Source organism: Microtetraspora niveoalba, from assembly GCF_001570405.1.
Taxonomy (GTDB): Bacteria; Actinomycetota; Actinomycetes; order Streptosporangiales; family Streptosporangiaceae; genus Microtetraspora; species Microtetraspora niveoalba.
On sequence record NZ_BBYM01000015.1, the window covers coordinates 1 to 21,982 of the forward strand.

Here is a 21,982-nt window from a genome sequence, read left to right on the forward strand (position 1 = left end):
CTCGGGCGCGGGGGCCGGGGCGGGCGCCTCGGCGGCGGGAACGGCCGGGGCCGCGGCGGCGCTCTCGTCGATGACGGCGAGCTCGGCGCCGACCTCGACCGTCTCGTCCTCAGCGACGAGGATCTTGGTCAGGTAACCCGCGGACGGAGAGGGGATCTCGGTGTCGACCTTGTCGGTCGACACCTCGAGCAGCGGCTCGTCGGCTTCGACGCGCTCGCCCTCCTTCTTCAGCCAACGGGTCACGGTGCCCTCGGTAACGCTCTCTCCGAGCTGGGGCATGGTTACGGAGACCGGCATGGTTCTCTTCTCTCGCGTTTCCTGTGAGGGCCTTAGTTGTGTACGTGAAGCGGCTTGCCGGCCAGGGCCAGCATCGCCTCGCCGAGGGCCTCGGACTGGGTCGGGTGCGGGTGGATGAGCTGGGCGACGTCGCCGGGCGTGGCCTCCCAGTTGTAGATCAGCTGGGCCTCGGCGACGAGCTCGCCGACGCGGCTGCCCACCATGTGCACGCCCAGGACCCGGCCGTCGCGCTCGGCGACGACCTTGACCTCGCCCTGGGTCTGCAGGATCTTGCTCTTGCCGTTTCCGGCGAGGTTGTAGCTCAGCTCGACCACGTCGTGGCCGCGCTCGCGGGCCACGGCGGTGCTGATGCCCACCGACGCCACCTCGGGCTCGGAGTACGTGATGCGCGGCACACCGTCGTAGTCGATCGGGACCGGGTTCAGCCCGGCGATGTGCTCGGCGACGAGGATGCCCTCGGCGAAGCCGACGTGCGCGAGCTGGAGGGTCGGGATCAGGTCGCCCACCGCGTACACGCCCGGGACGCCGGTCTGGCAGTACTCGTCGACCTTGACGTAGCCGCGGTCGACGGTGACGCCCGCCTCCTCGAAGCCCAGCCCGGCGGAGACCGGGCCGCGGCCCACGGCGACGAGCATCAGCTCGGCGTCGAGGGTCTTGCCGTTCTCCAGGGTGACGACGACACCGGTGTCGGTGGTCTTGACGCTCTCGAACCGGACGCCGAGCTCGTACTTGATGCCGCGGCGGCGGAAGGCGCGCTCGAGCAGCTTGGAGTTGGACTCGTCCTCGAGGGGCAGCAGGTGGGGGAGCGCCTCGACGATCGTGACCTCGGCGCCGAACGACCGCCACACGCTGGCGAACTCGACGCCGATCACGCCGCCGCCCAGGATGACCACCGAGCTGGGCACGCGGTCGAGGACCAGGGCGTGGTCGCTGGAGACGACCTTGTCGCCGTCGATCTCCAGGCCGGGCAGCGACTTGGGCACCGAGCCGGTGGCCAGGACGACGTTGCGGCCCTCGAAGACCTGGTCGCCCACCACGACGCGGCCCGGACCGGCCAGCCGGCCCTCGCCCTCCACGACGGTGATCTTCTTGCTCTTGATGAGCCCGGCGAGCCCCTTGTAGAGCCCGCTGATCACCTTGTCCTTGTACGCATGGACACCGGGGACGTCGATGCCGTCGAGCCGGGCGCGGACGCCGAACGCCTCGCTCTCGCGGGTCTGGTCCGCCAGCTCGGCCGCGTGCAGAAGGGCCTTGGTGGGGATACAGCCGCGGTGCAGGCAGGTGCCGCCGACCTTGTCCTTCTCGATGAGGACGACGTTCAAGCCGAGCTCGGCCGCCCGCAGGGCACAGGCGTATCCGCCGCTGCCGCCGCCTAGGACGACGATGTCATAGGGGCCGCTGCCATCTGCCACAGGAATGCTCCTCGTTGGATTGCCACAGTTGATTGCCACGCCGCCGGATGGACCGACAGCATCTTTTCACTTGTCCGGGTGCTTCGTGGTTCAGTCGGCGCTGCGCCCGGCGGCATAGCGCTCGGCGAGGGCGACGAGCGTGCGGGTGATCGCGCCGGTGCCGCCCTTCGGCGTGTAGCCGTACGGCTCGGCCTTGTTGAACGCGGGGCCGGCCATGTCGATGTGCGCCCAGCGGACGCCGTCCGGGACGAACTCGCGCAGGAAGATGCCGGCCGCGAGCATCGAGCCCCACCGGTCGGGGTTGAGGTTGGCGATGTCGGCGACGGGCGAGTCGAGGCCCTTGCGCAGCTCCTCGGGGAGGGGCATGCCCCAGGCGGCCTCGCCCTGGGCGACGGCCGTCTCGACGACCTCCGCGCGGATCGCGTCGTCGTTGGCCATGACGCCGCTGGTCCGCCAGCCGAGCGCGACGATCTGCGCGCCGGTGAGGGTGGCGACGTCCACGATCAGGTCGGGACCGTCCTGCGCGGCGCGCGCGATGCCGTCGACCAGCACCAGCCGGCCCTCGGCGTCGGTGTTGAGCACCTCGACGGTCTTGCCGCTGAAGGTGTGCAGCACGTCGGAGGGGCGCATGGCCGCGCCGGACGGCATGTTCTCGGCGAGGCACAGGTAGCCGACGGCGTTGACCGGGAGGCCGAGCCTGGCGACGGCGAGCAGCGCGCCCAGGACGGCGCCCGCGCCGCCCATGTCGGACTTCATCCAGTCCATCGAGTTGGCGGGCTTGAGCGAGAGGCCACCGGAGTCGAAGGTGATGCCCTTGCCCACGAAGGCGACGGTGCGCGTGGCGTCGGGGTGGGTGTGGGCGAGCCGTACCAGCCGGGGCGGGTTGACCGAGCCCTGGCCGACGCCGCTGATGCCGCCGTATCCGCCCTCCTTGAGCGCGGTCTCGTCGAGCACCTCGACGGACAGGCCCGCCTTGGTCGCGACGTCCTCGGCGATGTCGGCGAACTTCGCCGGCCACAGGTCCGACGGCGGCATGTTGACCAGGTCGCGCACGAGCGCGACGGCCTCGGCGAGGGTGGAGGCGCGCTCGACGGCGGCCTCCGCGCCCTCGGCCCGGGAGAGAACGGAGATCTCTCCGACGGGGTCCTTGCGCTCGCCCGTGCGGTAGCGGGTGAAGTCGTACGCGCCGAGCAGCGCGCCCAGCGCGACCGCCTCGGTCTGCTCCGCGGTCGAGGCGGGCAGGGCCAGGACGGCCGAGGCCGTGCCGGCGAGGGCGCGGGCGGCGGCGCCGGCGGCGCGGCGGAGCGCTTCGGGGTCGTAGCCGTCTTCGGGGCGGTCCCCGAGGCCGACGGCGAGCACGAGCGGCGCGGGAACGGCGCCGAGGCTGGGGATCTTGGCGATCTCCTCGGCTTTCCCGCTGAATCCGATCGCGTTCAGGGCCGTGGCGAGAATACCTCCCAGGGCTTTGTCGAGGTCGTCGGCGCCTCGGGCGACCTGTAGGCCGTCGGGCGAGGCGTGGATGCCGACTACGAGAGCACCGGTCTCGATGGAGACCGTGTCAGATGCGATAACGCGCACTGTGGTCACGTGAGCCGATGCTAGCTCTGCTTCGGGCGTACGCATAAACGAGGGTTCGTCCTACGAATCGCCCCGGCGAATGGTGCTGTTGGATTTAGCACCATCCCGTTTGTGGTGCTAATGTCACTAGCATCATGTTGTTGAAGCTCGATCTCAACGATCCGCGGCCCCTGCACGAGCAGGTCGCCGACGCCATCCGCCGGGCGATCGTCCAGGGCGACGTGGCGCCCGGAGACCGGCTGCCGCCCGCCCGCGATCTCGCCGACGCGCTGGGCGTCAACGCCAACACGGTCCTGCGGTCGCTGCGCGACCTGAGGGACGAGGGCCTGCTGGAGTTCCGCCGCGGCCGGGGCGTCTCGGTCCTGCGCCGGCCCGACCCCCGGGAGGCGCTGAGGTCCATGGCGCGCGACCTGCTCGACGAGGCCGTCCGGTACGGCTACCGCCCCCACGACGTCATCGAACTGATCAAGGAACTGTCATGAACGACACGTCAGCCCGGGACGCCGCCTTCCGCGTGCGTTTCCTCCTGGCGACCGGAGCCTGGGCCGTCATCGTCGCCGCCGCGCTCGTCGCCGTGCCGCTCGCGTTCAAGGAGCGGCTGCCCGACCCGCTGGCCACGCACTGGGGCCCGTCCGGAGGGCCCGACGGCTCGATGCCGTTCGCCGCGCTCGTCATCGTCGCCCTGGTGTGGGCGCTCGTCGCGGGTGCCGGCCTGGCCGTGGCGGCCCGCGGAGAACTCGCGGTGCGGCGGCACGCGCGCCGCTGGTCCACCGCCGCGCTCGCCTGGAGCGGCGTCTTCCTGCTCGGCCTGCAGTCCCTCACCGTCGCCGCCAACCTCGACCGGCCGCGCTGGGAGGACGCGGCGTCGCCCGGCTGGGAGACGATCATCGTGATCGCCGCGGCGTTCGCGGCCGGCGCGCTCGGCTGGCTGGCGGGGCGGCCGGGGCCCGACCGGCGGCCGGTCTCCGCCGAACCCGCCGCGGAGGCCCTCGTGCTCGACCCGGGCGAGCGGTCCGTGTGGGTCTCCACCGTGTCCTCGCCCGTGGCCGCGGGCCTCGCCCTCGCCTTCCTCGCCGCCGCCGTGTCGCTCGCCGCGTGCGCCCTCATCGGCCTCGCCGCCGAGCTGTGGATCGGGGTGGGCGTGTTCGCCCTCGTCGGGCTGCTCGGCCTCTGCCTGTCCTCCGTCAGGGTGAAGGTGGGCCCGGAAGGCCTCGCGGTGTCGTACGGCCCGCTGCGGTGGCCGTCCAGGTCCGTGCCGCTCGCCGGGATCGACCGCGCATGGACGGAGCGGCGGCACCCGTCCGACGTGGGCGGCTGGGGCTATCGTGGGCGTCCCGGCCAGAGCACGATCATGATCCGGGGCGGCGAGTGCCTCGTCGTCCGCTACGCCTCCGGCGGCGAGCTCGGCATCAGCGTCGACGACGCCGCGCGCGGCGCCGCCCTGCTCAACGCCCTCGTCGCCGTCGAGAACTGAGGAACCGAGGAACCCCGATGCGCCGTTTCAACGATCTCGCCGTCTTCCTCGCCGTCGCCTTCGGCGGCGCCTGGCTGGTGGCGCTCCCCGTGTGGCTGGGCGGCTCCGGCCAGGCCTCGCCGCTGCTGAGACCCGTCGCCGCGGGCATGATGTTCACCCCGACGCTCGGCGTGCTCGCCGTCTGGATCTTCTGCCATCGCGGGACGCCGTTCCGTGAGTGGGCCCGCCGTACCGGTCTGACATGGGGGCCGGCGCGCGGGAGGACGCTCGGGCTGGTCGCCGCGACCTGGCTGGGCGTGCCGCTGATCGTGATCGCCGCGCTCGCCGTGAGCGCGCTGACGGGGGTGGTCCGCCTCGACATCGACGGGCTCAGCCTCTTCCGGCAGCAACTGGTGGCCGCGGGCGGCGTCCCGGTGGACCCGCACACGCTGGTCGTCGTCCAGCTCGTCATGGCGGTCGTCGTCGCGCCGCTGCTGAACGCGATCCCGTCACTGGGCGAGGAGTGGGGCTGGCGCGGGTACCTCCTGCCGCGGCTCCTCGGCGGCTCCGCCCTCGACGCCGCGCCCCGGCCCGCCCGGCAGGTGTGGCGCGCCATGCTCGTCTCCGGCGTGATCTGGGGGGTCTGGCACGCGCCGCTGACCCTGCTCGGGTACAACTACCCGGATCTCGGCCCGTGGGCCGCGCCGATGTTCGTCGGCGTCTGCGTCCTGCTGGGCGCGATCCTCGGCTGGCTTCGCCTGCGCACCGGCAGCGTGTGGCCCGCCGTGGTGGGGCACGGCGCGTTCAACGCCTCGGCCGGGCTGATGCTGCTCCTCGGCGACGCCGCGGCCCCGCCGGACCTGGCGCTCGCGGGCGTCACCGGCCTCGTCGGCTGGGCCGTCCTCGCCGTCGTCGTGGTCCTGCTCGGCTCGCCGTACCGTGGACGGGTCGCCGTCGGCGCCCCGACGCGGGCCGAGGGCTGAGCGGGCCGCCGGACGGCCGGCGGCGTTCCCGGCCGGTGAGCTCGGCACGCGGGGGTCGTCGAGCCGGTGCGGCGGGCACCCCTTGCGGGGAGGCTGTCAAAGGAAGAGGGCGCAGAACAGGAGCGTCGCGGTCGTGGCGCACTCGACCAGCGCGCCGAGGACGTCCCCCGTGATCCCGCCGAGTCTGCGTACCGCCCGCCGCCGCAGCAGCGCCGCGGCGGCGATCCCGGCCGGCACCGCCAGCGGGAACACCAGTGGAGGCCACAAGGTCGACGGCCGCGAAGTTTCCGCCGTATCGACGACCTGTACGGCGAAGGCATCCGTGATCGGGGGATACAGGTCGTCGCCGTCGTACGAGTACGCGTACGAGCTCCCGGACGAGGGCTCCGGCGGATCGGCGCTCGCCCCGGTGACGCCGGTTCGGGACGCGGCGGCGAGGTGCGGCTGGAGCGCCGTGCCGAGCGGGGGCAGGAGGACGGCCGAGCCGATGAGGACGGCCGCCGTCGCGGCCAGGGCGGGGCCGCGCCGTACGGTGCCCGCGACGAAGGCGCCCAGGCCGCCGGGGCGGGCGGCGGGGACGCCGTCGCGGCACGCCCAGGTGATCGCGAGCCGCCCGGCGACGCAGGCGGCGATCAGCGCGGGCGGTCCGTATCCCTCCAACCGGGCCAGCGCGGTCACCTGGACGAGCAGCGTGAACACGAGCGTGACCACGCCGAACGGCCCGATGTCGGAGCGCTTCATGATGTCGAGCGCCTGGCCCGCGGGTTTGCCGCTGCCGAGGCCGTCGGCCAGGTCGGCGAGCCCGTCGAGATGCAGGCACCGGGTGAGCCAGGCGAGCGTCCCGACCGCGAGCACCGAGGCGAGCAGCCCGGAGCCGGTCAGCCAGGTCGCGACGGCGTACACGGCGGCGGCGGCCACCCCGAGCAGCAGCCCGGCCGCCGGCGCGAGGGTCATGCCGCGCCCGGCGATCCGGCGGTTCACCTCGATCGCGCGTACGGGGAAGACGGTCAGCGTCCCCAGCGCGAACCGCCACGCCTCCGTCGTCGAGGCGGTCTCTCGCTCTGGCGTTCCGGGCACAACCCGTGATCGTAGCCGTGTGCCCCGAGCCGGGAATGTCCGGTGGGGGCGGCGGTCAGATCGGGAGGGGGAGGACGCGTCCGGCCACGACGAGGGCGACGTCCTCGGACTCGCGGGCGAGGCGCTGGTTCAGCCGGCCGAGCGCGTCACGGAAGAGACGGCCGCTCGCGGTGGCCGGGATGACGCCGAACCCCACCTCGTCGCTCACGGCCACCACCCGGGCCTCGGTCCGCCGCCACGCCTCGACCAGCTCGTCGCATCGCAGTGCGACCCGGTCGAGCGGTACCTCCGCGTCGTCCCGTTCATGCGCGGAGTCGTCCTCGTACCCAGGCCAGGCTCCGCACTCGTCGAAGACGGCGGCGATCCAGGTGCCGAGCCCGTCGATGAGCAGGGTTCCGGAGGAGACGCGGAGCAGTCCGGCGAGATCGGTCGTCTCCACCGTCTCCCAGTGCGCGGGCCTGCGGTCGCGATGCGCCTTCACCCGGGCGAGCCAGGACGGGTCGTCGCCGGAGGGGCCGGTGGCGACATAGGTAACGCGCGGTTCCGCCGCGAGGCGCAACTCGGCCTCCTCCGACTTGCCGGAGCGGGCGCCGCCGAGCAGCAGTGTCCGCCGTGGCGCGGATCGGCCGGAAGAGGGCAGGTCCCGCGTTTCCAGCGCGGTGCCGTCGGGCACGGCCTCCATCCCCCAGAACGTGAGGCGGCGGGCCAGCTCCGCCTCGGACGGGACGCGATGGTCGAGGCCGACGGCGACGACGCGGGTTCGCGGCGTCGCCAGACCCCTCCGGCGCAGGTCGCCGAGCCGCTCGGGCCGGTCGAGCGGGTCGAGGAGCACCACGTCGTACGGCGTGGGGCTGTGCGAGGCGGGGGCGCGGTCGCCGGTGTGCGGTCCTGAGGCGTCCGCGGGCGGCCGGATGCCCGCGTGGAGCAGCCGCCCTCCGTCCGGGCCGGTCACCGCGAGACCGTCCGGAGTGTGCTCCATGACGTGGCCGTCCGGCCCCGGCCGGAGACCTGTGCGGGAGGGGGTGTGGGGCGGACCGGGGGAGAGGCGTATCACGTCGTCGACGACGACCGACAGGGGGCGGCGGGGCCGGGCGCTCGTCCGTCCGCAGGAGGCGCAGCGGCAACCGGGGGAGGGCCATCCCTCGGGGCCGGCCGTTCCCTCCAGGAAGATCCTCATTTCGTCCCCTCTGTGCCGCGAGGGCCGCCCGGTGCCGGGCCCTCCTGAGGCCGTCGCTCGCTCCTCCCGGTCCTGTACGCCGGGTCCGCGCGACGCCATCTTCCCGTGCCGCCCGCCCCCCGTGAGATGCCGGGGCGTCGGAAGGTCGTTTCATGGCCGCCTCTCATGGATGTCGCCGGGCGTACTGGAAAGATCGCCGTCCTGAGCGGTTGTATGGTCGGCGGGACCTGCTCGGAGGCCGTGAACCACCGGATCGCGGCCGGGGCGGGCGTCGGCCGCACCCGGGAAAAGGAGCGTGAGTGATGACGTGGCGGTGGCGTTACGAGGACGCGAACGGTGGCGAGGTGACCGGCCGGGAACTGCCGAGGGAGATCTTCAGCAGCCAGGCCGACGCGGAGTCCTGGCTCGGGGAGAACTGGCGCGAGTTGCTGGACTCCGGTGTGGAGCAGGTGTCCCTGCTCGACGACGACCGCGTCGAGTACGGCGCGATGTCGCTGCGCTCGGAGTGATGAACGGCGCGGCGCTGTGATTAGCCGCGCGGCATTGTGACGAACCGTGCGGTGGTGTGGTGAACGGCGCGGCGGTGTCATGAAGCCGCGCTGCGGGGTGTGGGGGGGGACGGGCGGATCGTCCGGTGCGCTTCGGACGATGACGGCACCGGCCGCCCGTCGCCGGGGCCCGCGTCCCCCCCCCCGCCCGGTGTGGCACGCCGGGTTCGGTGGGGCGGCCGGGAGCGGGTCCCGGTGCGATGATCAGTGCGGCGCCCGGTGCGGTACGCCGGGTTCGCCGGGCCGCGTCGACGTCGCCCCCGCCCTGTGGCGGGATCTCGCGGGGATCCCGTCCTTGTAACGGATCGCGAGATAACGTCTCTATTGACGGAACCTTCTGTGCCGGTCTAGCGTGGCGGAAAGACGACCACCGCAGGAGAGCGCCATGATCCACGCAGCCGTACCCGGCTTCGCGGCGATCCTGTCCGGCTGGGAGGAACCGATGCGCGTCAGCCCGCCGCGGAAGGGCATGCGCCCGGGCACCGCCGCGGGAGATCCGCAGACCCCTTTCTGATCCCGCCATCGGAGGCGAGCGGCGCCGCACGAGCGGTCCCGCGGCGTCGTCCGCCGTCCTCGCCCGCCCGGACCTTCGCGTCCCGGCTGTAATGCCGACCGCGATCCCGGCAGTAATCCCGGCTGTAACGGCCCTTCCGAGCTGTCACCGCCTTCTGAGACGACCCCCGAGCACTCGGAGTGCATCACCATGACCACAGAAGTCTCCCTGTCCCCGATCAGCGGCCCCTCAGCGTGGCGCGGCGACGAGCTGGCCGGCTCCACCGAATGGATCTACGTCCTCGGCGACGCCGAGCGCGAGGAGCTGGAGGAGGTCGGCCGCAGGTTCGTCGCCGACGACCCCGACCTGCGCACCGTGGTCGCCGACGACTACCCGCTCTCCGCCGCCCGCGGCCTGATCGACGAGTGCGCCCGCCAGATGGACGCCGGGCGCGGCTTCGTGCTCGTCCGCGGCCTGCGCACCGACGAGTACGGCGACACGCTGGCCGGGGCGATCTTCTTCGTGATGGGCCTGCACCTCGGCACGCCGATGGAGCAGAACCAGCTCGGCGACGTGCTCGACCACGTCATCGCCACGTCCAACAAGACGCTGGACGACCCGGGGGCGCTGCCGTCGCGGGTGCGCGACCGGCTGCCGTTCCACTCCGACAGCTCCGACGTCGTGGCCCTGATGTGCCTGCGCGCGTCGAAGGAGGGCGGCGCCAGCAGCCTGGTGAGCGGCACGGCGATCTACAACGAGATCCTGCGCCGGCGGCCCGAACTCGCCCCGCTGCTGTTCGAGCCCTGGCACTGGGACTGGCGCGGCCAGGACCCGGACGCGCCCGCCGACACCTACGTGTCGCCGATCTGCAGCTACGTGGACGGCATCTTCAGCACGTACGCGGGCAGCTCGATGATCTTCTCGGCGCAGAAGTACGACGGCGTGCCCCCGCTGACCGAGGCCCAGGTCGAGCTGCTGCACCTCTACGACGAGATCACCCAGGAGCCGGGGCTCGCGCTCGACATGGACTTCCAGCCGGGCGACGTGCAGTGGCTGCTGAACTACGCCGCCCTGCACTCGCGCACCGGGTACGTGGACTGGCCGGAGCCCGAGCGCCGCCGCCACCTGCTCCGCCTGTGGCTCAAGCGCGACGTGGGCCGCCCGCTCGTGGACGGCTTCGGCAAGAACGTCGTCAAGGAGCGCGGCGCCGAGGAGAAGAAGCCGATCGAGGGCGGGGCCTTCCGCATCGCCGAGGCCGTGGTCCCCAACCAGGACTGGGGCAACTGACGGCCTGACGCCGGAACGGGAGATGCCCTGGGGAACCGGTTCCCCAGGGCATCTCCCGTATGTGCCGCCGTCCGCCGCCGATCCGCTCACTTTCCGTGGGCGTCCGTCCCGCACAGGGGGCTCCGCCGGAGGTGGTGTGCGGAGGTCGCGGCGCGGTCAGGACCCGGACGGGTCCGCGAGCTGGCGGTTGACCTCGCCGCTGTCCCAGTAGTCCGTACGGTGGGTGATCAGGCCGTGCGCGCCGACCCGGAAGCGGAACACGCCGCGCACCTCGACCGGCCTGCCGCCGGCCGAGACCAGCCGGAACGACATCCGGTACGCGAGCGCCGCCCGGCCGTCCTCCACGATCAGGTCCTCGATCGTGTAGCGGAGGTCGGCGAAGTCGGCCAGGAAACCGGTGAGGTTGGCGCGGTAGCCGTCCCGGCCGGTGACGCTCCGGCCGAGCGCGGAGGTGTGCTCGTTGACGAAGTCCGGGCTCACGCAGGCCGCGATCGCGTCGGCGTCGTGCGCGTTGAGCGCGTCGACGTACCTCGTGACCGCGGCCCGGGTGAGCTCGGAGCTCAGGAGGGGTTCGCCCACAGCTTGCGCACCGTGTCGAACACCTGCTGGTTGTGCGAGATCTCGATGACGTTGCCGTCGGGGTCCTTCAGGGCGCAGATATAGCCGACCGGGTCGGGCATGTCCCGGGGCTCCCAGTGCAGGCAGCCCAGCTCGCGCGCCCGCTCGGCGACGGCGTCCACGTCGCCGCGCTCGGGCACCTCGATGCCGATGTGCGCGAACGGCGTGAGCAGGCCGAGCTGCCCGCCCTTGTCCTTGTTGAACGAGACGAGCACCAGCACCATCGGCGTCTCGACCTGCTTGTCGTTGGACAACCACGCGCTCTCGCCGTCGGCGTCCCGGAAGCGCTCCACGACCACCAGCGGCGTCAGCGACGTGTAGAAGTCGATGGCCTTGTCGAGGTCCCCGGTGGGCAGCGCGACGTGCGTCCAGCGCGCCTGGGTCAGACCGCTCATGTTTCTCCTCTTTCGTGTGATCAACAAAGGGATGGAAGGTGTGGCCTCGGGGGCTATGTGGAGCCCCGTTCGAAGGGCTGCCCGAGCGCCTTCGGTTCTCGGTTCCCGGTCGCGAAGACCAGCATCGCGAGCAGCGCGAGCAGGTACGGCGCGACCACCAGGAGCTGCGAGTTCAGCGTCAGGCCCAGCGCGGGCAGCGCGAGGCGCATGGCGTCGGCGAGCCCGAACAGCGCGCAGCCGAGCAGGGTGCGGCCCAGCCGCCACGCGCCGAAGATCACCGCGGCGATGACGATGTAGCCGCGCCCGGCCGTCATGTTCTGGTTGAACGATCCGACCTCGCCGACGGCCAGGTAGGCGCCGCCCAGGCCGGCGAGCGCGCCGCACCACAGCAGCGCCTGGCGGCGGCGCAGGTTGACGCGGATGCCGGTGACGTCCGCCGCCTGCGGCTGCTCGCCGACGGCCCGCAGTTCGAGCCCCCACCTGCTGCGCTCCACCAGCCACCAGGTCAGCGGGATGACGAGGATCAGCAGGTAGACCGGCCACCGTTCGACGAACAGCGGATGGCCGATCAGGGGGATGTCCCGCAGCCAGGGGACGCTCACCTGCGCCACCTGGTGGGAGTCGAAGGAGCTGATCGTGATCAGGTAGCTGGTCAGGCCCAGCATGAGGGCGTTGAGCACCAGGCCGACCACGAACGTGTTGATCTCCAGGCGATGGGCCAGGTTGCCGTGCACGAACCCGATCACCAGCCCGATCAGCACGCCCGCCACGAGGCCGGCGGTCGCGCTGCCGGTGGCCGAGGCGGTGGCGACCGAGCCGAACGCCGCGCCCAGCATCATGGCCTCGAGGGAGATGTTCATCGTCCCGGCCCGTTCGGCGAGGTACTCGCCGCAGGCGGCGAGGGCCAGCGGCACGGCGAGCCTGATCCCGCTGGACAGGATCGTCGAGATGTCGTCGGCGGCGCTCACGCGATGGCCTCCTCTGCGACGGGCGCGGCCTCCTGGCGGGGTCCCGCCGTACGGCCTCCGGAACGGCGCCGCCTGGCCAGGGCGACGACCACGGGCGGCGCGACGAAGGCGAGCACCAGCAGCGCCTTGACCACGTCCACCAGGAACGACGGCACCCCGGTAGCGGCCAGGAAGCCGCCGCCGGAGCGCAGCACGCCGAACAGCAGCGCCACCGGAACGGCGGCCAGCGGCCGGTTCCGCGCGACGAGGGCGACCAGCAGGCCGTCCCAGCCGATGTTCATCGCCATGCCCGGCTGCAGCCGGTTCACGCCGACCGGGCTGGCCAGCAGCACCGCCCCGGCCAGACCGGCCAGCGCGCCGGAGATCGCCAGGGCGGCCCCGCCCAGCGCGTTGACGCGTACGCCGGCGTGCTTGGCGGCGAGGGGGTTGCGGCCGAGCATCGTCAGCCTGAACCCCCAGGGGGTGCGCGTGATCGCCACCGCGACGAGCACGGCGGCGCCCACCGCGAGGATCAGGCCGCCGTTGACCTGCAGGCCGGGATACTCGCCGAACGAGCCGAGCAGCCCGGAGGGGGGCATCGGGTTCGACTGCGGGGAGACCGGCGCGTTGCCGACCCGCGACTCCTGCAGCAGCCACGGCATGTTCACCGCGTACGCGACGACCTGCTGGGCGACGAAGGTCATCAGCATGGTGCTGACCACGACGTTGACCCCGCGCAGCCGGTGCATCAGCGAGCTGAGACCGGCCCACGCGCCCGCCGCCAGCGCGGCGGCCAGCAGCATGAGCACGAGCAGCGCGGGACCGGTGATCGCCAGGCGCAGGCCGACCCAGGCGGCGGCGAGCGCGCCGATGAGCACCTGGCCTTCCTGGCCGATGTTGAACAGGCCGGAGCGGGCGCTGACGCACGCGCCGACCGCGACGAGCAGCAGCGGCGCCGTGTAGAGCAGCGTCGAGGTCCACGCCGTCCAGTCGGCCATGCTGCCCTGGTACAGGGCCTGGACCGACGCCGACGGCGAGCCCCCGGTGACCGCGATGAGGGCGGACGACAGGGCGAGCGCCGCCAGCACGGCGACCGCGGTCGCCGCCGGGGTCTGCCAGCCGTACGTGCGGGGGGCCAGCAGGCCGAGCAGGCGGCGGCCGGTCCCCGACGGGGCGCCGGGCGAGGTGGCGGTCACGCGGCCACCCCTCCCACCAGCATGCCGAGCCGCTCGGCGGTGGCCTCGGCGGTGGGCAGGACGCCGGTGATCCGGCCCGAGGAGATGACCGCGATCCGGGACGCCAGAGCCATGACCTCCTCCAGTTCCGTGGATATCAGCAACACCGCGACGCCTCCCGACGCCGCCTCGCGCAGCCGCCGGTACATGTCCTCGATGGCGCCGACGTCGAGCCCGTGGGTGGGCTGCGCGGCGACGAGCACGCACGGCCCGGCCGACAACTCGCGGGCGAGGACGACCCGCTGCTGGTTGCCCCCGGACAGGCTGCGCACCGGGGCGTCCAGGGACGGGGCGACGATGTTGAACTCGGCGGCCAGGCGCCGGGCGACGGCGTGCATCTTCCTGCGGCTGACGAAGCCGCGCCCGCTGACGTCGCCGACGGACTTCATCACCAGGTTCTCGGCGACGCTCATGTCGAGCACGACGCCGGAGCTGTGCCGGTCCTCGGGGATGATGCCGAGCCCGGCCCGGTGCAGCGCCCCCGGGCGCTCCAGCTCGACGGGACGCCCCGCCAGCTCGACCGTGCCGGAGGCAGGGAGGAGGAGGCCGGAGAGCAGGTCGCCGAGGGTGGACTGGCCGTTGCCCTCGACGCCGTACAGGCCGACGATCTCGCCGGGGGCGACGTCCAGGCTGAGGTCGGACAGGACGGTCACGCCGTCGGTCGTCACGGTCAGCCCGCTCAGCCGCAGGGCCGGCACGATCTCGGTCGCGGCGCCGCCGGACGGGACGCCGGGTGCCGCGGCTACGGCCGGGGGCGCGGGTGCGGCCGCCGGCTCGGCGGGAGGCTCGGCGGGAGGTTCGGTCGGGGGCGTGTCCTCCGAGGGCGGGGTTCCGGGGGACGCGGTCTCCGCGGGAGCGGTTCCGGCCGGGGGCGCGCCGTCCACGGGCAACATCCCGAGCGCGGCCCCCTCGGCGCGCAGCGACACGTCCCGGCCGACCATCCAGCGGGCCAGCTCGGGCGGCGTGGTGTCGCGGGTCGCGCTGTGGAAGACCACCCTCCCCTTGCGCAGCACGGTCACCCGGTCGGTGGCCGCGGTGATCTCCGCCAGCTTGTGGCTGATCAGGATCACCGCGCGGTTCTCGGCGCGTACGACGTGGCGCAGGACGGTGAACAGCTCCGCGGACTCGGCCTGGGTGAGCACCGAGGTCGGCTCGTCGAGGATGAGCACCGACGGGTCCCGGCGCAGGCACTTGATCAGCTCGACCCGCTGCCGCTCCCCGGCGGAGAGCCGGTCCACGCGGGCCGCCGGGTCGATCGGCAGGCCGTACCGGCGGGACACCTCCTCCACCTGTCGGCACGCCGCCGCGCGGTCGATCCGCCCGGTGTCGCCGAGGATCACGTTCTCCCAGACGGTCAGCGCGTCGATCAGGCTGAAGTGCTGGTGCACCATGCCGATGCCCAGCGCCACGGCGGCCTGCGGGTTGTGCACGTCCACGGGCGTGTCTCCACGCATGATCGTCCCGGAGTCGCGCTGGACCAGCCCGAGGAGGATCTTCATCAGCGTCGACTTGCCCGCGCCGTTCTCTCCGAGCAGCCCGTGGATCTCGCCGTGCTCGACGTCGAGATCCACGTCGTCGGAGGCGACGACCGGGCCGTAGCGCTTGCTGATGCCCCGCAGCCGCAGAGCGGGTGTCGATGGCGGGGTCAGCTCCCTCGCCCGCTCGTCAACGGTCCTCATGTCAGGATCCGAGCCTCTTGACCTCGGCCGCCGGGTCGAACTTCTTGGCGCCGACGTCCGCCATGAACGCGTCGAGCTTCTTGGTGATCTCCGGCTTGTCGCCGCACAGCTTCACCGTGGGGTAGGGGTCGACGCCGAGCTGCCAGACCTTCTTGACGCCCATCTCCAGCTTGCCGGCGGCGAAGCCCTCCAGCGCCGAGGCGAAGTAGTCGCCGGGGCTGAACATCACCGACACGTCGAACTTCGGCTTGGTGGAGGCGCACTGGTCGGTGCCGGGCGTGAGGGTGTACACGTCCGCGGAGTTGGCCAGCTCGGTGGCGGCGTTCGTGGCGCCCCCGAGGTACGGGTACACCACCTTGACGCCCTGGCTGATCTGCGCCTGCATCGCCTCCTTGGCCTTGGCCGAGTCGTTCAGGTCGCCGGTGAAGGTGGTCACCACGGTCGCGTCGGGGATCACGAGGCGGATGCCCGCCCGGTACGCCCGGACGGCGGACTGGGTGAAGTCCACCTCGGGGCCGGTGATGAACCCGGCCTTCTTGTCGCCGCGCTCCTGCAGCAGCAGACCGGCGGCGTACCCGGCGGCCAGCAGGCTCTGGTTGGCGTCGTCCACCGAGAGCATGATCTTGGGCGTCTGCGGGATGTTGTCGGAGGACGGCACGTACCAGGCGGTCTTGCCGCAGACCGGCTCCTCGGAGGCGGGGATCGCGTCCCTCAGCTCCGAGGCGCCCAGCGCGATCATGTCCACCTTCTGCTGGCAGAGCGCCCGCGCGGCGTTGAGCGCGTCGCTGGTGTTGACGTTGCCGCGCTTGATCAGGGTCCAGCCCTGGGAGGTGGCGAACTTCTCCGCCGTGTCCACGAAGCTCTGGTAGTAGCCGCCGTCGTTGATGTCTCCGGGGCTGAGCACCCCGATGACGACCTTGCCGTCGCCGTTGACGTCCGGCTGGCCGGCCTGCGCGCCGCCGCCCGCCGTACTGTCTCCGGCCGCGGCCGGAGCCTTGACCGCGGTCGCGTCGTTGCTCGCGCAGCCGGCCAGGGCGATCGCGCCGAAGCAGGCGATCATCGCACCGGCGGCCTTGCCCGCTCGGTAGTTTCCGGCCATAACGATCCTCTCGATCTTCTGGGGGCTCGATCTTCTGGAGTTCGCTGAAGGGGTTGTCGGGGTCGTGGGTTCCGGGCAGTGACCTGCGGGGAGTCCAGGGGGATTCGGAGTGGTCGGGGGTGGGGGTTCGGGGTTCCGGGGGGAGGGTCAGGACGGTCTTCGGCCGTACGCGTCGGCCGGGACCACAGGCCAGCGGCTCGGTACGTCGAGACCCGCACGGCGCAGCAGCGCGGCCGACCGCTCGGCGGCCTCCCGGCGCAGCGCGTCCGTGTCGATCGTGGTGAGCCGGCCGTCGCGGACGACGACCCTGCCGTCCACCAGCACGTCGCGGACCGTGTGGGTCGGAGCGCCCCACACCAGGTGCGTGGCCAGGTCGCCCCTGGGCGTCCACGACAGGTCTCGGGTGTCCATCACCACCAGGTCGGCGGCCTTGCCCACCTCGATCGAGCCGACGAGGCTCCCGAGGCCGGCCGCCCGCGCGCCGTCGATCGTCGCCAGCGCGAAGGCCTGGTCGGCGCGCAGGACGGGCGTCTCGTCCCGGTCGCGCTCCAGCGCGGCGAGCAGCCGCGCCGCGCCGAGCACGTCGGGCACGTCGCCCGCGTTGTGCGAGTCGCAGCCGAGGGCGAGCCTGCCGCCCCGCCGGGCCAGCTCGGCGTGCCGCCCGGCCCGGCCGTACCCCTGGCCGAGCCGCAGGTACGCCCCCGGACACGAGGCCACGGCCGTGCCCGTCTCGACGACGGCGTCGAGCTCCGCGTCGTCCAGCCAGACGGCGTGGCCGAGCAGCAGCCGGGGGCCGAGCACGCCGAGCCGCCGGAAGTGCAGCACGGGCGAGGTGCCCGCCCGCTCCGCGTACGCCCGGGTGTCGGCGGCGCTGGGGGAGACGTGCCAGGTGAGGCCCACGTCGAGCCGCTCGGCCAGCTCGGCGGCGCCGGTGAACAGCTCGTCGCTCGCCATGTCGTGCCCGACGAGCGTGACCCAGCTGGTGACGGGGCCGCCGGCCGGCAGCGCGCGTACGGTCTCCTCCTGCAGGGCGAGGGTCTCGGCGGCGGGCAGCGCGTGGGCGGCGCCCGGCACGTCCCACCCCCACCGGCCGACCCTCGCACGGACGCCGGCCGAGGCGAGGCCGGCCGCGACCCGCAGCGGGTGGGCGACGGTGCCCGGGTCGAGCAGCGTGGTGACGCCGCGCAGCAGCGACTCGGCGGCCGTGAGCGCGGCCGACAGCTCGTCGTCGTCGCCGGTGACCTGATCGTGGAGCGGGACGATCCACCCGAAGATCGCCTCCTGGGAGGAGATGTCGTCCGGGATCGTGCTGCGTACCAGGGGGTCGGCGGTGGTGTGCTGGTGCGCGTTGACCATCCCGGGGATGACCACGCACTCCCGGGCGTCCAGCTCGGGGCTGCCGGGGAAGCGGGCCCGCAGCTCGGCGGGCGCGCCGATCGCGGCGATCCGGCCGCCGGTCACGGCGACGGCCGCGCCGGCGACCACCTCGCGTCCCGGGGCCATCGTCACCACGTCGCCGCCGACGACGAGCAGGTCGGCGGGCGCCGCGGGCGGGCCGGCGGGCGGCGTCACGGCCGCACCAGGACCCGGCCGACGAGCGCCCGGGAGTCGTCGAGGCCGAAGCCGCCGCGCAGGTCCTCCAGCCCGCATTCGGCGGCGACGACGGTGCGCAGCCCGCCGGAGAAGTACGACTCCAGCATCAGGGGGAAGTCGTCCGCCGCGTACGCGCCCGCGCCGAGCAGCCGCAGGCCGCGGTGGTAGACGTTCGCCAGCGAGAACGACACCTCGTCCCCGGTGGTGTTGCCGAACATCACCATGCGTCCCCCGACGCGCAGGCAGTCGAGCGAGCTGCGCCAGGTGGCGGCGCCGACGTGGTCGAGCACCACGTCCGCGCCGCGCCCGCCGGTGAACTCGCGGACCGGCCCGGCGATCGGCGCGTCTCCGCGCAGCAGCAGGTCGGCGCCGAGACCGGCGGCGACGGCGAGCTTCTCGTCGGTGCTGGCCACCGCGACGACGCGGGCCCCGGCCCGCTTGGCGAGCTGGATCGCGGCGATGCTGACCGAGCCGGCCGCCGCCTGCACGACCACGCAGTCGCCCGCGCCGACCTCGCCCACCCGGTACGTCGCGTGCCAGGCGGTGCTCCACGGGGTGGGCAGCGCGGCCGCCTCGTCGAGGGTGACGTGGGCGGGCACCGGATGGGCCAGCTCGGCCGGGACGGCGACGAACTCGGCGTACCCTCCGGGGGAGTTGCCCCCGATGACCCGCAGCGAGGAGCAGTGTCCCCGCTCCCCGGCCGCGCAGTACGGGCAGGAGCCGCAGCCGACGGTCGGGTCGATCACCACCCGGTCGCCGACGGACCGCGACGTGACGGCCGCGCCGGTCGCCGCCACCCGCCCGGCGATGTCCATGCCGGCGATGTGCGGGAGGCTGAAGCCGGGGAGCATTCCCGGGCCGCGCCGCTGGAGCAGGTCCAGGCGGTTGAGCGCGCAGGCGGCGACCTCGACCACCACCTCGCGCGGGCCGGGTTCCGGGTCGGGGATCCGCTGGACGGCCACCGCCTCGGGGCCTCCGAAGGCCGTCTGGACCAGTGCTCGCACGCTTACCCTCCGACGGATCGCGAAAGTTGATGCCATCTCGCATTGTGATTCGGTGGCTCGCAATGCGACGTACTCTGCTACCGCTCCGGTAGCGTGTCAATGCCTCGGCGGCATCTCGGGCCCCGCGTCACGCGCTTGTTATCCGCGCCGGAGCGGCGCGGATACACGCATGTCGGAGCCGGTCCCCGCGGGTTACACACTGCGGGTTGCGCACCGCCCGACCGGACGGTGGCCCCGCCTGCGCGTCAGCGGTCCAGCAGGCGGATCGCGACCGCCTTCTCCTGCGTGTACTCCCGCATGGCGCCGTGGCCGCCGCCCCGGCTGAAGCCGCTGTCCTTCTGCATGTTGAACGGGAAGCCGATGACCCCGGCGTCGGCGAACTGGTTCACCGACACCTGGCCCGAGCGCACCTCCCCGGCCAGCCGCAGCGCGCGGGACACGTCGTTCGTCCAGACGCACGCCAGCAGCCCGAAGTCGGTGTCGTTCATCATCTCGACGGCCTGCCGGGTGCCCGAGAACGCCTGCACCGCCAGTACGGGGCCGAAGACCTCCTCCCGGTACAGCCGGGAGCCGGGATCGACGTCGTCGAAGACCGTGGGCTCGACGAACCAGCCGTCCGGCCGCACCCCTGACCGCTCTCCGGCGGGGCCGCCGCCGGTCACCAGGCGGGCGCCCTCGCGCGGTGCCTCCTCCAGGAAGCCCAGCACCCTGCGGTACTGCGCCTCGCTGACCAGCGGTCCCATGTCCGGGTCCGCGTCCCAGGGGCCGAGCCGTACGGCCCGCATCGCGGCGGCGATCCGCTCGACGACCTCGTCCTTGACCGACGCCTCGACCAGCAGCCGGGACCCGGCGTAGCAGTTCTGTCCGGCGTTCTCGGTGATGGATCCGACGATCGCGGGGATCGCCACGTCCATGTCGGCGTCGGCGAAGAGCACGTTGGGCGACTTGCCGCCCAGCTCCAGCTTGACCGGCACCAGGTTCTCCGCCGCGGCCCGCATGATCGCGCGGCCGGTGGCGGTCGAGCCGACGAAGCTGATGTGGTCCACCTCCGGGTGCGCGGTGAGCGCGGCCCCGGCGGCTCCGTCGCCGGTCAGGACGTTCAGCACGCCGGGCGGGAACCCGGCGCGCCTGGCCAGCTCGGCCAGGGCGAGCGGCGCGAGCGGCGCCACCTCGGACGGCTTGAGCACCACGGTGTTGCCGGCCGCCAGCGCGGGCGCGACGTTGGCCGCCGTGAGCACGGAGGGAACGTTCCACGGGATCACCACGGCGCAGACGCCGTACGGCTCCTGGACGGTGTAGCCGAGGTAGCCGGGGGAGCGGGTGGGCAGGGTGACCCCGGTGAGCTTGTCGGCCGCGCCGGCGAAGTAGTCGACGATGCCCTGTGCGATGTACACGTTCATCCGGCCGCCGGACAGCGGCTTTCCGACGTCGCGGGCCTCGTGGGCGGCCAGTTCCTCGACGTGCCGCCCGATGAGCTCGGCCCAGCGGCGCAGCAGCGCGCCGCGCTCGGACGGCGAGGTGGCGGCCCAGGCGGGGAACGCCCGGCGGGCGGCGGCCACGGCGTCGTCGACGTCCGCGCGTCCGGCGCGGGCCACCGCCTGGATCGTCTGTCCGGTCGCGGGATCCGTGACGGGAAGCTCGCCCCTGTCGCGGGCGGGCGCCCACTCGCCGTCGACCAACTGCTGGGCGGGAGGGATCGGGAGTTCGGCCATGCACGGAATCCTTGACCCCCAATATTCTGCATGTCAAGATGCCATCTCGTTTTATGAAAAAGCCTGAGGAGGTTCCGTGCGCGTCACCGCAGCGGTTCTGGAGACGGCGGGCGGCCCGTTCGCCCTCCGAGAGGTGGATCTCGGCGAGCCCCGCCCCGACGAGGTGCTCGTACGGCTGAGCGGCACCGGCATCTGCGGCACCGACCTGGAGTTCGCCACGTTCTTCCCCACCCCGGCCGTCCTCGGCCACGAGGGGGCGGGCGTGGTCGAGCGGGTGGGCGCGCAGGTCGCCTCGGTGGCACCGGGAGACCGGGTGGCGATGAGCTTCACCTCGTGCGGGGCCTGCCCGACGTGCCGTACCGGCTCTCCCGCCTACTGCCACCGGTTCGACGCGGTCAACTTCAGCGGCCGGCGTCCCGACGGCTCGTCGGCGCTGTCCCTCGACGGCGTCCCGATCAACGGGCACTTCCTCGGCCAGTCGTCCTTCGCGACCCACGCGGTGGTGCCGGAACGGGCCGTCGTCCCGATCGGCGACGGCGTGGACCCGGTCGTCGCCGGCCCCTTCGGCTGCGGCTTCCAGACCGGGGCGGGCGGCGTGTTCAACGTGCTGCGCCCGCGGGGCGGATCCTCGATCGCGGTCTTCGGCGCGGGCGCGGTCGGCGTCGCCGCGATCATCGCCGCGTCCGTCAGCGGCTGCGGCGTCGTCGCGGCCGTCGACGTGAACGCGGCCAAGCTGGAGGCGGCCCGCTCCTACGGCGCGACGCACGTCGTCCACTCGGCCGCGGGCGACCCGGCCGCCGCGCTCCGCGAGATCGCGCCGCACGGGTTCGACCACGTCATCGACACCACGGGGCGGCAGGACGTCCTGCGCACGGCCGTCGAGGCCCTCGGGCCTCTCGGCACGTGCGGCGTGATCGGCGTCGGGCCGAGCGCCGAGATGAGCTTCGACTGGCGCAGCGTGCTGAACGGCCGGACCGTCACCGGGATCATCGCCGGGAGCAGCGTGCCGCAGGTCTTCCTGCCGAAGCTGCTCGACCTGCACGCGGCCGGACGGTTCCCGGTGGACCGGATGATGACAGCGTTCCCGTTCGAGAAGATCAACGAGGCCGTCGCCGCCGTGCGCGCGGGCGAGGTCGCCAAGGCCGTCCTGACATTCTGACGTCCCGGCGACCGGGGCGGGCCGTGCCCGCCGTCCCGGGACGTCGCACGGCCGGGCTCCCCGCCAGGGGGACGCCCGGCCGGGCGTCCCGTTCGTGAACCCGCGCGTGTACGACTTCTCGCGTACTTGTCGCGTTTCACGAGACATTGTCTCGCGTTGTGAGCGCCGTTAGACTCGCGGGACCGCAGACACCCAGTGGCGCGGCTGGGAAACACCGCGCGTCGTCCATGTATGTG

General features: G+C 73.2%; 21 protein-coding genes. 7 read left to right on the forward strand and 14 right to left on the reverse strand.

Going from position 1 to position 21,982, the window contains the following annotated elements:
- The 3 genes from AWQ70_RS14955 to AWQ70_RS14965 all read right to left on the reverse strand — a co-directional run.
- A partial coding sequence (locus AWQ70_RS14955) for a biotin/lipoyl-containing protein (protein WP_305071774.1) occupies positions 1–297 on the reverse strand: 297 nt, incomplete at its 3' end.
- Between the two features lie 32 nt (positions 298–329).
- Positions 330–1,709, reverse strand: coding sequence for a dihydrolipoyl dehydrogenase (lpdA, locus tag AWQ70_RS14960; protein ID WP_067175972.1), 1,380 nt, complete (start codon positions 1,707–1,709; stop codon positions 330–332).
- Between the two features lie 90 nt (positions 1,710–1,799).
- The gene (locus tag AWQ70_RS14965; protein ID WP_067175974.1) at positions 1,800–3,332 is read right to left on the reverse strand and encodes a leucyl aminopeptidase; all 1,533 of its coding nucleotides are present in this window, start codon (positions 3,330–3,332) and stop codon (positions 1,800–1,802) included.
- Between the two features lie 89 nt (positions 3,333–3,421).
- On the opposite strand from AWQ70_RS14965, the gene AWQ70_RS14970 reads away from it, so the two are divergent.
- Genes AWQ70_RS14970 through AWQ70_RS14980 form a run of 3 tightly spaced genes read left to right on the forward strand, consistent with a single transcriptional unit; the run spans position 3,422 to position 5,723 of the window.
- A complete protein-coding gene (locus tag AWQ70_RS14970; protein ID WP_067175977.1) occupies positions 3,422–3,769 on the forward strand; it encodes a GntR family transcriptional regulator in 348 nt (115 codons plus the stop codon).
- On the forward strand, positions 3,766–4,761 hold the full coding sequence (locus AWQ70_RS14975) for a DUF1648 domain-containing protein (protein WP_084517090.1): 996 nt from the start codon (positions 3,766–3,768) through the stop codon (positions 4,759–4,761). Before AWQ70_RS14970 ends, AWQ70_RS14975 begins: the two co-directional genes overlap by 4 nt.
- Before the next feature lie 17 nt (positions 4,762–4,778).
- Positions 4,779–5,723: a CPBP family intramembrane glutamic endopeptidase gene (locus tag AWQ70_RS14980; RefSeq protein WP_067175980.1), complete on the forward strand. Its 945-nt coding sequence runs from the start codon at positions 4,779–4,781 to the stop codon at positions 5,721–5,723.
- A gap of 96 nt (positions 5,724–5,819) precedes the next feature.
- On the opposite strand, the gene AWQ70_RS37610 is transcribed toward AWQ70_RS14980, so the two are convergent.
- Positions 5,820–6,800, reverse strand: coding sequence for an adenosylcobinamide-GDP ribazoletransferase (locus AWQ70_RS37610; protein WP_084517092.1), 981 nt, complete (start codon positions 6,798–6,800; stop codon positions 5,820–5,822).
- 55 nt (positions 6,801–6,855) lie between these two features.
- Positions 6,856–7,977 (reverse strand): bifunctional adenosylcobinamide kinase/adenosylcobinamide-phosphate guanylyltransferase, encoded by a 1,122-nt coding sequence (locus AWQ70_RS14990; RefSeq protein WP_084517094.1) that lies wholly within the window; start codon positions 7,975–7,977, stop codon positions 6,856–6,858.
- A 302-nt stretch (positions 7,978–8,279) separates the two neighbouring features.
- Here AWQ70_RS14990 and AWQ70_RS14995 point away from each other — a divergent pair, with 302 nt between their 5' ends.
- The 3 genes from AWQ70_RS14995 (at position 8,280) to AWQ70_RS15000 (ending at position 10,305) form a co-directional block, all read left to right on the forward strand.
- Entirely contained in the window at positions 8,280–8,486 is a 207-nt protein-coding gene (locus tag AWQ70_RS14995) for a hypothetical protein (protein ID WP_067175983.1), read from the forward strand.
- Between the two features lie 424 nt (positions 8,487–8,910).
- Entirely contained in the window at positions 8,911–9,039 is a 129-nt protein-coding gene (locus tag AWQ70_RS42005; RefSeq protein WP_281196940.1) for a hypothetical protein, read from the forward strand.
- A 189-nt stretch (positions 9,040–9,228) separates the two neighbouring features.
- Positions 9,229–10,305, forward strand: a complete 1,077-nt coding sequence (locus tag AWQ70_RS15000) for a TauD/TfdA family dioxygenase (protein ID WP_067175986.1) — start codon at positions 9,229–9,231, stop codon at positions 10,303–10,305.
- A 156-nt stretch (positions 10,306–10,461) separates the two neighbouring features.
- Here the strand turns inward: AWQ70_RS15000 and AWQ70_RS15005 are convergent, their stop codons facing one another.
- From AWQ70_RS15005 to AWQ70_RS15045, 9 genes are all read right to left on the reverse strand, one after another.
- A complete protein-coding gene (locus AWQ70_RS15005; protein WP_245646970.1) occupies positions 10,462–10,884 on the reverse strand; it encodes a nuclear transport factor 2 family protein in 423 nt (140 codons plus the stop codon).
- Positions 10,866–11,318 (reverse strand): VOC family protein, encoded by a 453-nt coding sequence (locus tag AWQ70_RS15010; protein ID WP_067175989.1) that lies wholly within the window; start codon positions 11,316–11,318, stop codon positions 10,866–10,868. The genes AWQ70_RS15005 and AWQ70_RS15010 overlap by 19 nt, the downstream gene beginning before the upstream one ends.
- Positions 11,319–11,371: 53 nt before the next feature.
- A complete protein-coding gene (locus AWQ70_RS15015; RefSeq protein WP_067175991.1) occupies positions 11,372–12,286 on the reverse strand; it encodes an ABC transporter permease in 915 nt (304 codons plus the stop codon).
- Positions 12,283–13,461, reverse strand: coding sequence for an ABC transporter permease (locus AWQ70_RS15020; protein WP_218004533.1), 1,179 nt, complete (start codon positions 13,459–13,461; stop codon positions 12,283–12,285). The genes AWQ70_RS15015 and AWQ70_RS15020 overlap by 4 nt, the downstream gene beginning before the upstream one ends.
- Complete coding sequence (locus tag AWQ70_RS15025; RefSeq protein WP_067175994.1) at positions 13,458–15,179, reverse strand: ABC transporter ATP-binding protein; 1,722 nt, start codon at positions 15,177–15,179, stop codon at positions 13,458–13,460. Before AWQ70_RS15025 ends, AWQ70_RS15020 begins: the two co-directional genes overlap by 4 nt.
- 1 nt (position 15,180) lies before the next feature.
- The gene (locus AWQ70_RS15030) at positions 15,181–16,278 is read right to left on the reverse strand and encodes a BMP family ABC transporter substrate-binding protein (RefSeq protein WP_067175996.1); all 1,098 of its coding nucleotides are present in this window, start codon (positions 16,276–16,278) and stop codon (positions 15,181–15,183) included.
- A 147-nt stretch (positions 16,279–16,425) separates the two neighbouring features.
- Entirely contained in the window at positions 16,426–17,850 is a 1,425-nt protein-coding gene (locus tag AWQ70_RS15035; protein ID WP_218004534.1) for an amidohydrolase family protein, read from the reverse strand.
- A complete protein-coding gene (locus tag AWQ70_RS15040) occupies positions 17,847–18,875 on the reverse strand; it encodes a zinc-binding dehydrogenase (protein WP_067175998.1) in 1,029 nt (342 codons plus the stop codon). Before AWQ70_RS15040 ends, AWQ70_RS15035 begins: the two co-directional genes overlap by 4 nt.
- A 245-nt stretch (positions 18,876–19,120) precedes the next feature.
- Positions 19,121–20,587: an aldehyde dehydrogenase family protein gene (locus AWQ70_RS15045; RefSeq protein WP_067176001.1), complete on the reverse strand. Its 1,467-nt coding sequence runs from the start codon at positions 20,585–20,587 to the stop codon at positions 19,121–19,123.
- Positions 20,588–20,663: 76 nt separating this feature from the next.
- On the opposite strand from AWQ70_RS15045, the gene AWQ70_RS15050 reads away from it, so the two are divergent.
- On the forward strand, positions 20,664–21,746 hold the full coding sequence (locus tag AWQ70_RS15050) for an NAD(P)-dependent alcohol dehydrogenase (protein WP_067176003.1): 1,083 nt from the start codon (positions 20,664–20,666) through the stop codon (positions 21,744–21,746).
- Positions 21,747–21,982: the final 236 nt, after the last annotated feature.